Origin of the sequence: Faecalibacterium sp. An58, assembly GCF_002161515.1 — a bacterium.
GTDB lineage: Bacteria > Bacillota > Clostridia > Oscillospirales > Ruminococcaceae > Faecalibacterium > Faecalibacterium avium.
In genome coordinates this window covers 1-12,293 of record NZ_NFHX01000043.1, presented here as the reverse complement: position 1 = coordinate 12,293, position 12,293 = coordinate 1, and the positions used below count along the sequence as shown (strand labels likewise).

The 12,293-nt window shown below is 60.9% G+C and carries 13 protein-coding genes; 5 read left to right on the top strand and 8 right to left on the bottom strand.

Annotation, left to right across the window (positions count from 1 at the left end):
• On the bottom strand, positions 1-848 hold an 848-nt coding region (locus B5G12_RS13580), incomplete at its 3' end, for a replication initiator protein A (RefSeq protein ID WP_087325416.1).
• A 560-nt stretch (positions 849-1,408) separates the two neighbouring features.
• Between B5G12_RS13580 and B5G12_RS13575 the strand changes: the two genes are divergently transcribed.
• Entirely contained in the window at positions 1,409-2,281 is an 873-nt protein-coding gene (locus tag B5G12_RS13575; protein ID WP_087325415.1) for an NAD(P)/FAD-dependent oxidoreductase, read from the top strand.
• Positions 2,271-2,987 carry a Crp/Fnr family transcriptional regulator gene (locus B5G12_RS13570; RefSeq protein ID WP_087325414.1) on the top strand — a complete coding sequence of 239 codons (717 nt, stop codon included), beginning with the start codon at positions 2,271-2,273 and terminating at the stop codon, positions 2,985-2,987. The genes B5G12_RS13575 and B5G12_RS13570 overlap by 11 nt, the downstream gene beginning before the upstream one ends.
• Positions 2,988-3,037: 50 nt before the next feature.
• Here the strand turns inward: B5G12_RS13570 and B5G12_RS13565 are convergent, their stop codons facing one another.
• From B5G12_RS13565 to B5G12_RS13545, 5 genes are all read right to left on the bottom strand, one after another.
• Positions 3,038-4,174, bottom strand: coding sequence for a hypothetical protein (locus B5G12_RS13565; protein WP_087325413.1), 1,137 nt, complete (start codon positions 4,172-4,174; stop codon positions 3,038-3,040).
• Between the two features lie 12 nt (positions 4,175-4,186).
• Positions 4,187-5,194 (bottom strand): asparaginase, encoded by a 1,008-nt coding sequence (locus B5G12_RS13560; protein WP_087325412.1) that lies wholly within the window; start codon positions 5,192-5,194, stop codon positions 4,187-4,189.
• Positions 5,195-5,306: 112 nt separating this feature from the next.
• A complete protein-coding gene (locus tag B5G12_RS13555) occupies positions 5,307-7,217 on the bottom strand; it encodes a heavy metal translocating P-type ATPase (protein WP_087325411.1) in 1,911 nt (636 codons plus the stop codon).
• Positions 7,218-7,455: 238 nt separating this feature from the next.
• Positions 7,456-7,674, bottom strand: a complete 219-nt coding sequence (locus B5G12_RS13550) for a cation transporter (RefSeq protein WP_087325410.1) — start codon at positions 7,672-7,674, stop codon at positions 7,456-7,458.
• A gap of 29 nt (positions 7,675-7,703) precedes the next feature.
• On the bottom strand, positions 7,704-8,030 hold the full coding sequence (locus B5G12_RS13545; RefSeq protein ID WP_087325409.1) for an ArsR/SmtB family transcription factor: 327 nt from the start codon (positions 8,028-8,030) through the stop codon (positions 7,704-7,706).
• 468 nt (positions 8,031-8,498) lie between these two features.
• Between B5G12_RS13545 and B5G12_RS13540 the strand changes: the two genes are divergently transcribed.
• On the top strand, positions 8,499-8,885 hold the full coding sequence (locus B5G12_RS13540) for a thioesterase family protein (RefSeq protein WP_087325408.1): 387 nt from the start codon (positions 8,499-8,501) through the stop codon (positions 8,883-8,885).
• 2 nt (positions 8,886-8,887) lie between these two features.
• On the opposite strand, the gene B5G12_RS15125 is transcribed toward B5G12_RS13540, so the two are convergent.
• Positions 8,888-9,013, bottom strand: a complete 126-nt coding sequence (locus tag B5G12_RS15125; RefSeq protein WP_275532652.1) for a hypothetical protein — start codon at positions 9,011-9,013, stop codon at positions 8,888-8,890.
• Between the two features lie 305 nt (positions 9,014-9,318).
• Between B5G12_RS15125 and B5G12_RS13535 the strand changes: the two genes are divergently transcribed.
• Positions 9,319-10,680, top strand: coding sequence for a hypothetical protein (locus B5G12_RS13535; RefSeq protein ID WP_087325407.1), 1,362 nt, complete (start codon positions 9,319-9,321; stop codon positions 10,678-10,680).
• A gap of 103 nt (positions 10,681-10,783) precedes the next feature.
• On the top strand, positions 10,784-11,278 hold the full coding sequence (locus tag B5G12_RS13530) for a MarR family winged helix-turn-helix transcriptional regulator (RefSeq protein ID WP_087325406.1): 495 nt from the start codon (positions 10,784-10,786) through the stop codon (positions 11,276-11,278).
• Positions 11,279-11,619: 341 nt separating this feature from the next.
• Here the strand turns inward: B5G12_RS13530 and B5G12_RS13525 are convergent, their stop codons facing one another.
• The gene (locus B5G12_RS13525) at positions 11,620-12,255 is read right to left on the bottom strand and encodes a hypothetical protein (protein ID WP_144064172.1); all 636 of its coding nucleotides are present in this window, start codon (positions 12,253-12,255) and stop codon (positions 11,620-11,622) included.
• Positions 12,256-12,293: the final 38 nt, after the last annotated feature.

Here is a 12,293-nt window from a genome sequence, read left to right as displayed (position 1 = left end):
TGCACCCGGGCAGCATAGGAACTGTGCATGGTCATGGGGGCGTTGTAGAGGGTCGCCAGCAGATACTGCCGCATATTCCGTACCTGAGTGGTGTTCTCTTTCAGGCACATGAGGACAAACCGCAGGTGATCGTTGTTCAGCTTCATGAGCTGGGCCTTCACCACCTCAGCGGGCTTATCATCGCCCGCGATACGGATGAAGCGGCGCTTGCTGCACACGGTATCCACCAGCAGTTCCAGCATCTCCCGCAGCATATCCTCATCTTCAGGATAGCTTGCAATCAGAGCATCGAAGCCAAGCTGCCGGGCAAAATATTCCTGATACAGGGTGCGGTCATCTTTCCCTTCGGATTCCGTTCCGGCGGCCACGTCCGAAAGGAAAGGATCGGTCTCACTCAGGTCAGTATAGTTCTTATCAGTCTTATTACCGTGTCCTTTCGACACATCATGAACTGTACTTTGGACACTCACAGAAGTGTCATTCGGACACTTCAAGAAGTTTCCTTCGATGAAGTTCTTCACATAAATCAGGTTGGGCTTTCCAAGCCCCTGACGCCGGCGCTCAATCAAACCGGCTCCTACTTCCAGTTCGCGCAGAAGGCCGACGGCCTTCTTGTTGCCGCAGGCAAGGCTTTCCATGATTTCTTCCACTGTGAACACAATATACACCCGGCCTTGCTCATCCAGCCAGTCGTTCCGGGCGGACAGACTCATCCGGTCCAGCAGCAAACCGTAGAGGACTTTGGCATCGGTGGAAATACTGCGAAAGGCCGGGTCAGTGAACAGCGCTTTGGGAATACGGTAAAAAGCAAACTGTTCCGCCTGGGGGCCATAAAAGTAGTCGGGCATGGCGTCACCTCCTTAATATGGGGGATTGGGGGAGGGGAGAGAATAGAAAAGCACACCTTTCATCCATAGCGAATGACAGGTGTGCTCGGAATTGCTGCTTTCCAAAATCCTATATACGAGTAGCGGTTTTGGTAGGTGACTTTTTTCACCTACCGTTTCACCTACGAAGGGGCAGTTTGGAGAGTAAAAGAGGCCAAAAGATACGTCAAATTATGTGAAGAACGGCCAATAAAACGATATGTAATTTGTAGTTATTGCACAGGAAAAATAGCATTTCAGCACAATGTACTTTCTCATAACCGCTTGGTCCCGGGTTCAAGTCCTGGCTGGCCCACCACCCCCCGCCGATACCGGCGGGGCTTTTTCTTTGCCCCCGAACCGATCAACGAAATCAATGTTTTCAATGTTTTCAATGGTATCAATGGTTTCAATGTTTTCAATGATTTGCACGAACGGCGCAGCTCTGTAAGCCGGTCACGGAAAAGCGGGCAAAAAGATGCCATACTATACAAAATATGCTATACTAAAGAAAAACCAAACACCGAAAGGGAGGCTTTACCATGGCAAATGTTGTGATCATCGGCGCCGGGCCGGCGGGCGTATCCGCCGCGCTGTATACTGCCCGGGCCGGAGTGGATACCACCGTCCTCACCAAGGGCCCCGGGGCGCTGGCGCGGGCCGAGGGCATCGAGAACTACTACGGCGTGCCCGGGCCGGTCTCGGGGGCCGAGCTGGAGCGCCGCGGCATCGAGGGGGCCGAAGCGGTGGGGGTCAAGTTCGTGCACACCGAAGCGGTGGGCCTGACTTTCACCGACAAGCTGACGGTGGAGACCCTGGCCGGGGATTTTCCCGCCGACGCGGTCATCCTGGCCACCGGGGCTTCCCGCGCTGCACCGCCGGTGCCGGGCCTGGCCGCCCTGGAGGGCCGGGGCGTCAGCTATTGCGCCACCTGCGACGCCTTCTTTTACCGCGGCAAGGATGTGGCGGTGCTGGGCAGCGGCGAGTACGCCCTGCATGAGATCGCGGCTCTGCTGCCCCTGGCCAAAAGCGTCACCCTGCTGACCGGCGGAGCGGAATTGACCGCCAGCTTCCCCCCTGAAGTCGCCGTCCGCACCCAAACGGTGGAGGCCATCCTGGGCCCGGACAAGGTATCCGGCGTGCAGCTGGCCGGCGGCGAGGTCCTGCCGGTGGACGGCGTGTTCGTGGCCATGGGCGTGGCGGGCAGCACCGCCCTGGCCCGCAAGATGGGCGCCCAGGTGGAGGGCAACAAGATCGTCGTGGACGACAAGATGATGACCACCATTCCCGGGCTGTTTGCCGCAGGGGACTGCACCGGCGGCCTGCTGCAGGTGGCCAAGGCAGTCTACGAAGGGGCCGTGGCCGGCAATGAGGCCGCCAAAGCCCTGCGAAAGGGCGGTTTTTATGGAGCGTAACGAGGCCGCAGAAAAGGGCTGCCTGGCCTGCAGCTTCCCGTTCTGGGACAAGCTGACCGAAGCCCAGCAGGAATACCTGTGCCGCTTTGCCCGGCCGGTGCGCTATGAAAAAGGGGCCCACGTCCACAGCCCCACCGAGAACTGCGTGGGCATCCTGCTGCTGCGTTCCGGGCAGCTGCGGGCCTACCTGCTGAGCGAGGACGGCCGGGACGTCACGCTGTACCGGCTGTTCGCGGGGGATGTGTGCATCCTTTCGGCCAGCTGTGTGCTGGACGCGGTGACCTTCGACGTCCACATCGACGCCGAGGAGCCGGTAGAAGCCTACTGCATCGGCGCGGGCGCGTTCAAGCGGGTGATGGATGAGAACATCTACGTCCGCTGCTACGCCTACCAGATGACCACCGAGAGCTACTCCGAGACCATGTGGGCCATGCAGCAGATCCTGTTCATGAGCGCCGACCGGCGGCTGGCCATCTTCCTTTCGGACGAGCTGGCCAAGAGCGGCGGCAGCGACATCGCCATGACCCACGACCAGATCGCCCGCTACATGGGCAGCGCCCGGGAAGTGGTGAGCCGGATGCTGAAATACTTTGCCCAGGAGGGCCTGGTCAAGCTGTGGCGGGGCGGCCTGACCGTCCTGGACAAGCCCCGCCTGCAGCGTCTGGCCCGGGGCGAAGCCGGCCCCTGCTCCCGCAAACGGAGCTAAGACCCAAACAGAAAGCCTCTATCTTTTGGGATAGGGGCTTTTTTGTACGCTTATGCTTTGTTTTGCGCGCAGCGCCGTTTTTCCTCGTACCAGCGCAACTGCTGCCGCACGGCCTCGTTCTCGCCGGGGTAGGGCCACGACGCCAGCGCCGTTTCGAGGGCCTTGCGCTCTTTCCGGGCCTGGGCGGCGTCCCCCTGGGCCTCGGCGCCCGCCCAGCGCACCAGGGCCACCCCGGGATTGTTCTTCATCTGCCGGGCGAACGCCTTGAGGGTACGGTCCTGCAGAGCCTTCGCCACCGCGTCCTTTTCGCCGTCCGCCAGACGGAAAAACGCCTGGTCCAGCTGGAGGGCGCAGCGGTGTGCCAGCGCCAGGTCCCCGGTCTTGAGCAGGGTATCGCACAGGGCGGCGGCCTCCTGGTAGCGCCCCTGGTCCAGAAGGCGGCTGTAACGGCAGACCCATACGGCGCTTTTCAGGGGGTCGGTGGGGCCCGCGTCCCCCGGCAGGCTGAACCAGTCCTCCGGCACTTCGCCCAGCCGCAGGCCCTGGGTCTGGGCCATGTTGATGGCCAGCTGCGCCCATACCGCCCGCAGGCTCGCCTTGTCCCGGCGCAGGCGCAGGGCGTTGTAGCCGTCGTTGGGCATCCCCTGGATCTTCATGGGAATGCCGTTCAGCAGACCCAGATACGCCCCCACCAGCGCCCAGACCCCCAGCAGCAGGGCGGCCAAAGGGGCCTTTTCCCGGCAGAGCCAGGCCGCTGCGCCGCAGCCGGCGGCGGCCAGGAGATTGGCCAGGGGGCCGCTCAGATTGTACAGCAGGGCGGGGAAGCCGTCCTCCTTCCAGGGCGGCGGGGCCATCAGGCACTGGCCCCCGGTGCCCGGCAGGGTGTAGCGGCCCAGGTGCAGGCGGCCGTCCCGCTTGAGCAGCATCCAGCTGCCCACCCGGAACGACACAAAGGCATAGCCGGTGGCAAGGCCCCCCAGCAGGTGCCCGGCCTCGTGGAGGATGATCTGGCCCATCATGCCCGCCGCCGCCAGGACCAGAGTCCCCGCCAGCAGCAGCGGGCTGAAGTCGACGCGGTCGGCAGCCCATGCGCCCAGCCAGCCGGCCCCGGCGCCCAGCGCCAGCGCACAGGCCAGGGTGATCACCCCGCTTGCAGCGGGCTTGTTCCGTTTTTTGCCCTCTTTCATAAAAGCCTCCTGTCAATGGTAAAAGGTATCGAAGTTGATCTGCCAATAGAACTGCCGCTGGAGCGACTCAAAGGTGGGGCAGTTCTGGGCCAGCAGCCACATACTCTTGGTGACGGCGGCCTCGATGGTCATATCATGGGCCTCCAGAAAGGCGAACCGGTCCCGCACCCGGCGGCCCACCTCATAGATGCCCACGTCGCTGCCCTCGTAGGTTACCTGGGTGGTGAGGATCAGCACCTTGCGGGTCTCCTCGTAGCGGCCCAGGCCCTGGGCAAAGCCGTCCATCAGGGCCTGGGGGATGCCCCCCGCGCCAAAGCTCTCCACAATGACGCAGTCGTACAGGCGGAAGATGGCGGGCAGCAGGTCGGGGGCCATGCCGGGGGTCAGCTTGAGCAGGAACACCTTCTGGTCCAGCTTGTGGCTGAACAGCACCGGGCCGGTGGGCCGGGGCGTCTCGATGTAGCGCACCAGACGGTCCCCCTGCACCTGGGCCAGGTGGGGGAAGTTGACCGACGCAAAGGCGTCGTAGCTGATGGTCTTGTTCTTTTTGGCGCGGGTGCCCGCAATGACCAGCCCTCCGAACACCACCATCACCCCGCGGCTGCCGGGGTCCAGGGCGCACAGGACGCTGTCCCGCAGGTTCTTTTTGGCGTCGGTGATCTGGCCCGAGATGGGCTGCTGGGAACCGGTGAGGATGATGGGCTTGTCGGCATTCTGCACCAGGTAGCTGAGGGCGGCCGCCGAATAGGCCAATGTATCGGTGCCGTGGCAGAGGATAAAGCCGTCGTAGCGGTCGTAGTTGTCCTCGATGGCCCGGGCCATGTCCAGCCAGTGGGCGGGGCTCATGTCGGTGCTGTCGATGCTGCACAAAGCCAGCGTCTCGGGCTGGCACAGGCTCGCCAGGCCGGGCAGGTGGGCCAGCAGTTCCTCGCTGGTCAGTACAGGGCGCAGCCCCTGGTCGGTGCGCACGCTGGCAATGGTGCCCCCGGTGGTGATGAACAGGATCTTCTTTTTGGACATAAGCCGCCTCCAGTCGTGATGTATGTCTTATTATAGCACAAACGGCGGCAAATGGGCAGACTGTCAAAAAAGCCCCCATCCCCGGGTAGGGGACAGGGGCAAAGGCTGTGTCTTACGCGAGGCCGTTGCGGCGCGCCAGGTCTTTGGTGTAGAGGGCGCGGGTAGCGTTCAGCACCGCCAGCACCATCACGCCCACGTCGGCAAAGATGGCAAGCCACATCCCCGCCAGGCCCAACGCGCCCAGCAGCAGGCAGGCGGCCTTGATGGCCAGGGCGAACACGATGTTCTGGTACACGATCCGCACCGTCCGCCGGGAAATATCCATCGCCAGAGCGATGCGGGCGGGGTCGTCGTCCATCAGCACGATGTCGGCGGCCTCGATGGCGGCATCCGAGCCCAAAGCGCCCATCGCGATGCCGATATCCGCCCGGGACAGCACCGGCGCGTCGTTGATGCCGTCCCCTACAAAGGCCAGGTTTTCACGGGGGGCCTTTTCGGCCAGCAGGGCCTCTACCTGGGTCACCTTGTCCTCCGGCAGCAGCCCGGCCCGGTACTCGGTGATCCCCAGCTGCCCGGCCACCGCCTGGGCCACCGCCTGGGTATCGCCGGTCAGCATGACGGTGCGGCGCACCCCCGCCCGCTTGAGGGCCGCGATGGCCTTGGCCGCCGAGGGTTTCACCACGTCCGAGATGAGGATATACCCTGCATAAGCGCCCTCGATGGCCAGATAGATGGCGGTGGCGCTCTCACTGGCCGGCGGCGGGGTCAGCCCCAGCTTTTCCATCAGGCGGGCGTTGCCCACCGCCACCGCTTTGCCGTCCACCCGGGCGGTGATGCCGTAGCCGCCCAGCTCCTCCACGCCGGATACCCGGGCGGGGTCCAGCGCTTTGCCAAAGGCTTTTTTGAGGCTCTGGGAGATGGGGTGTTTGGAATAGCTCTCGGCCAGGGCCGCCGTCTCAAGCAGGAGATCCTTGTCCATCCCCGGGGCAGGGAACACCCCGGTCACCTCAAAGACGCCCCGGGTCAGGGTGCCGGTCTTGTCAAAGACCACCGTGCCGGTGCGGGACAGCTCCTCCAGATAGGTGGAGCCTTTGACCAGGATGCCGCAGGTACTGGCCCCGCCGATCCCCCCAAAGAAGGACAGGGGGATGGAGATGACCAGCGCGCAGGGGCAGCTGATGACCAGGAAGGTCAGCGCGCGGTAGATCCAGTCCCCGAAGGCCGCGTCCCGGCCCGCCAGCAGCAGCACCAGAGGCGGCAGGAACGCCAGGGCCAGGGCGCTGTAACAGACCGCCGGGGTATACACCCGGGCAAACCGGGTGATGAAGTTTTCGGCCCGGGCCTTTTTCATGCTGGAGTTCTCCACCAGATCCAGGATGCGGGAGACGGTGGACTCCCCAAACGCACGGGTGGTGCGCACCCGCAGCAGGCCGCTGAGGTTGACGCATCCGCTGACCACTTCGTCCCCGGCTTTGACCTCCCGGGGCAGGCTCTCGCCGGTGAGGGCGGCGGTATTCAGGGTGGACGCCCCTTCCAGGATCACCCCGTCGATGGGCACTTTCTCGCCCGGCTCCACCACGATCACCGCGCCCGGCTCTACCTCGTCCGGGTCCACCCGCTCAAAACTGCCGTCCGGCTTTTCCAGGTTGGCATAGTCGGGGCGAATGTCCATCAGGGCGGCAATGTTGCGGCGGCTCTTGCCCACCGCCACGCTCTGGAACAGCTCGCCCACCTGATAGAACAGGATGACCGCGCAGCCCTCCATATACTCCCCCAGGGCAAAGGCGCCCACCGTGGCCACCGCCATCAGGAAGCACTCGTCAAAGGGCTGCCGGTTCTTGACGCCCTTGGCCGCCTTGACCAGAACATCCCAGCCCACCACCAGATAGGGGACCAGGTACAAAAACGCCGCGGGCACCGGCGCCGCCAGCAGCGCCCCTGTGGCCGCCGCAGCCTGGATCAGCAGGATGAGCACCGCCGCGGCGATGATCCTGTACAGCATTTTTTTCTGCTTGGGATTCATACAAAACGCCTCCTTATACCGTCGCGCTCCCGGGCGAAAACGCCCTTTTCCACAGCTTTTTGGAAAAAAGCCGGGGTTTCTCCACCGATTCCACAAGTTTTCCCCAAAAAAGCGGGGATAAAAACCACTTTTTCCCGCTATTTTTGGCTTTCCTCAAAAATTTGGTGGAAAAAGCGGTGGAAAACGTTGAAAACTCCACCTTTTTCACAGCCGCCCCCTGTGGAAAATCCGGCCCGCCTTACAAAAAGATCTCGCAGTCGCTCTCCACCCGCTTGCAGTTGGCACGCACCTGCTGCATCACGGCCTTGGGGTCCTGGCCCTCCTCAAACTCCACGCTCATTTTCAGGGTCATAAAGTTGACCGCAGCCGCCTTGACGCCAGGGGTCTTTTGGGCGGCAGCCTCCATCTTGTTGGCGCAGTTGGCGCAGTCCACGTCGATCTTGTAGGTCTTTTTCATCGTGTATCCGTCCTTTCTGATGCAGGGTGTCATTCTTCGATATGCTCCATTCCCAGCGACAGGATGCTCCGCACATGGTCGTCATCCAGCGCATAATAAACGGTCTTGCCCTCCCGGCGGAACCGCACCAGCTTGGAATCCTTCAGCACCCGCAGCTGGTGGCTCACCGCCGACTGGCTCAGCGCCACCGCCGCAGCGATGTCCTGGACGCACAGCTCCTGGTCGTGCAAAGCATACAGGATCTTGATCCGGGTGGAATCTCCAAACACCCGGAACAGATCCGCCAGCTCATACAGCACCTCATCGTCCGGCATCGCTTCGGGCACGGCGGCCCGGACCTGTTCGTTCTGCTCCATGGTCAGCCTCCTTTGTTTTGATATATGAGCATCTGTTCATATGTACAGTATAGCACGCCCTTTTCAAATGTCAATAGAATCACAAAGAAAATTCCATCAAATGAACAAAAAAGTCCTGTCCAGCCGACATGTGCGGATGGACAGGACACATACAGGACAGCGAAGCTGAGCCGCTGCCTGCGGCAGAAACAAGCGAAGCGGAGTTGGGGCCGCCGTCCAAATTTACGAGCGCGCTGCGAAAATCGGCTAAGCGCAAGAGAGCCAGGGGGAAGAATTTCTGACCTGCGCATGCAGGCAGAAATTGGTCCACCCTAAAGCGTGTCAAACGACACGCTCAAGCGCCCCGCTTTTGCAGCAAAACAGGCATACATTGCTGTAAAAAGCGGAGGCGCACATTCTGAAATTGTGGTATACTGGTATCATCAACGCCGGGTATGGCCCGGCTGTGCATCAAAGGAGGAAACAACTATGCTGGAAGCTGGCATCAGCGGCCAGGCCGCCGTCACCGTTACGTCCGCCAATACCGCCCGGGCTATGGGCAGCGGCACGTTGGAAGTATTCGCTACACCGGCTCTGGCCGCCCTGGCTGAACGGACCTGCTGGGAGAGCGTGGCCCCCCATCTGGCGCCAGGACAGGGCACCGTGGGCACCAAACTGTCCCTGGAGCACACCGCCCCCACCCCTGTGGGGATGACGGTCACCTGCACCAGTGAACTGCTGGCGGTCAATGGACGGACCCTGGTTTTTTCGGTCTCGATGGCGGACGACAAGGGCCCGGTGGGCCACGGCGTCCATGAGCGGGTCATCATCGACGAGGCGCGGTTTTTGTCCAAGGCGCAGGCCAAGCTGGGCTGAATTTACTGCGGCGGCGGCTCCTTTTCCTGCAAGCGGAGGGGAGGGGGGTCCTGGGCCAAGTAGGCCGCCTCGGCCCGGGCCTGGGCCTGCTGCAGCAGACGGATGGCCGCCTCATTGGCGCGGAACATCTCCAGGTAAAGCTCTCTGTAATCCGGCGCGGCAATGCGCCCCCTTTCTGCCAGAATACTTGTAGGGTGCCCCGCGCCGGCCCGGTCCATCCGGGGGAAGGTTTTCCAGCCGTCCGGGCAAAAAGAAAAGCCGTTTTGAAAAGGTATACCTTTCCAAAAGCGGCCCTGCCTGCGTCTTGCACATCGGATTATAGCACACCAGCGCACGTCTTGCAACCGGCGCGGCCCGAAGGCCCCCTGTTTTGCAGGGTATACCTTCCAAATCCGCCCCTGCCCATCCCATTCAACGATAAGGAGGAAGTTTCATGCAAAAGATCGTAAGTTTTCTCACGGCCATCGTCATGACCCTATCGGGCTTTTTCTTCCCGGGGTCCGGCGGACAGATCTACCTGTTGGGCGAATCCCACGGCGATTCTTCCATCATGGCCGTTGAACTGGAGACCTGGGACCGGTACTACCAGCAGGGAATGCGGCATCTGTTCATTGAATGGCCCTACTACGATGCGGAATTCCTGAACCTGTGGATGCAGGCAGAGGATGACGCCATCCTGACCCAGCTGTTCGAGGATATGGCCGACACCGCCGCAGCCCAACCGATCTACTGGGATTACTGGCACACCTTCAAGGAGAAGTATCCCGAGACGGTGTTCCACGGCACCGACATCGGCCATACCTACCAGAACAGCGGCCCGCGCTATCTGCGCTATCTCGAGCAGACCGGACAAAAGGACTCGGAGGCCTACCGCATCACCCTGGAAGTGATCGAGCAGGGCAGGGCCTATTATGAGGATCACGGCGGCAGTTATGCCTTCCGGGAGCCCCTGATGGTCCACAACTTCCAGCGTGCCTACGACGCTTTGCCCGCCGGCACCAGCATCATGGGCATCTACGGCGCGGCCCACACCAACCCCGGCGATACCGTCGAGGGCACCAGCGACCCCAACATGGCCAGCCAGCTGCAGGAGATCTACGGCGACCGCCTGCACACCACCGACCTCACCGCCTATACCATCGACGACAGCCAGACCGGCCAGACCCAGCCCGTAACCATTGGCGGTCAGGACTTCACCGCCGTGCAGGTGCTCCGGGCCGTCCAGCAGTCCACCGGCGAGAGCTATACCTACTGGCTGGTGCCCGACGCCTACACCGCCGCACTGGGTCAGCCCCGCAACGAGACGTTCACCCCCATTTCCAATTTCCCGGCCGCACTGGAAGTCGGTCAGGTGTTCCTCTACGACCACAGCCTGCCGGACGGTTCCACCGAGCGCTTTTTCTATTATTACGATGGCTCGCAGTATCTGGATGTACAGGTAGCCTGGGGCTTTGGCGCCGATCTGGAGCCGCTCCAAATCGGTCAGACCCGGACCCTCACCATTGCCGGCAAGGATTACACCGCCGTCAACCAGGGGACCACGGACCTGAGCTATGTTTTTCCCCAGTACCGGAGCCGGACCTTCTGGCTGGTCCGGGACGCCTACGGCGATGTGAAAAACCTGCCCGCCATCGCCAATATGCTGCCCTATGACAACTACCCCGACGATGTGGAGGAGGGCCAGGTGTGGGCCATAGAGTATACGCTGCCCGACGGAAGCATCCAATGGGAATACTACCGGGCCGACGGCGCCCTTTACAACGGCCAGCCCGCCACCACCCAGTTTGAGGGCTGACAGCCCGAATAAAAGCCGGACTTTTCTCCCGGCAGGGGTTTCACTTTGTTCAAATTTGTGATATAATACAAAGTGTAGATATACCCAGAAAGGGGGAAAGTCCATGCTGGAGGACGTATTCCAGGCCGTATACACCAAATTCAAGCTGCATTTTTATCAAAAGGTGTTCCACCGGTTCGCCACGCGGGAGGCCACCCTGACCACCGTGGAATCCTTTTGCATGGAGGGCATCATGGCCCTGGGGGAGCCCACCATCGCGGAATTCTCCCGCATGATGCAGATCTCCACCCCCAACGCCGCCTATAAGATCGGCAGCCTTGTGCGCAAGGGTTATGTGGAGAAGATCCAGTCCACCACCGACCGGCGGGAATACCACCTGCGCCCCACCCAGAAGTATATCGACTATTACAGCATCAGCTATGCATACCTGCACACCGTCATCGAGCGGGTGCGCCAGCGCTTTTCGCCCGAGGACGTGGCCAAGCTGGAGGAGATGCTGACCATCATCAACGACGAGCTGATGCCCGAGCTGCAGCTGCCTCCCAAAAAAGAGGCGGGCGCCGGGGCCTCAAAATCTTCCGGCTCCGACCCGGAATGACCATCCCACCCAAAACAGCAACACCGCTCCGGCGCGATCGGCGCCGGGGCGGTTTGTTTTTGTCCGCAAAGGGCAGGGGAGGCGGGCAAAACAATGCGGGGGCCGGCCAAATGGCCGGCCCCCGCAGAGGGACCCTATCTTTCGTGACGCAAAAGTTCTTTTGTTTTGGTGCGATCAACAACAGAAGGAATATGGTTCTATTCCTCTTTGCCGCCACATCGGATGGGTGTTTTACCCGAGCGTGCAGGTGGTCTCTGGCACCTGTGCGCCCCTTATATCATCTCCCGGTATGGTGCCCCGGGGGCGCTATAAGTAAACAAAATTTCGGCTTTCTATGCAAATCAGACAGCGCTGGTCTCAGAGATCAGAACGACCAGAACATAAGGATTGACCTTATTGCTGTTGTCAGTCACACTGCCTTCATAGACATACATGGTGTAATCATTGCGCATAGCCCCTGCTGTAGCAGTGAAATCATTCCGCACATTCTCCATGCACTTGGCAATGTCGTTAACTGCCTGAGTGCGGCAGGCATCCGCAGTCACAGCGCCGAAGGTGTACAGGTTGTAGTAAACAAACTTCTGGCCGTCAGTACGAGTCTTACTATTCACATTTTCACTCAAATCGCCGATAATGCTTTTATTATAGAAGTTATATGCAGTGCTTCCACTGCCCGTACCGAAAATTGTATTTACAACCTTTTTAGCAATGTCGTTATTAACCGAAGTAACAGTACTATATTCATTCCATTTTGCAATGTAATCTTCCAGTGCGCTATTCTCATCAACCGAAATGGTGAGAGTGCTGTTCAGATCCTTAATTGCATCCTCAACATCGGATACCAGACCTGCAGAGGTGGTAGGAGTGCTGGAAGCCGGGGGATTGGTATTGTTGCCGGTGCCCTCACCGCAAGCGGTGAGCATGCTGACGGCCATGATGCCGGCCAGCGCCAGAGAAGCAATCTTCTTGAGTTTCATAATGAATTTTTCCTCCTTATGGTGTATAAAAGATAGAG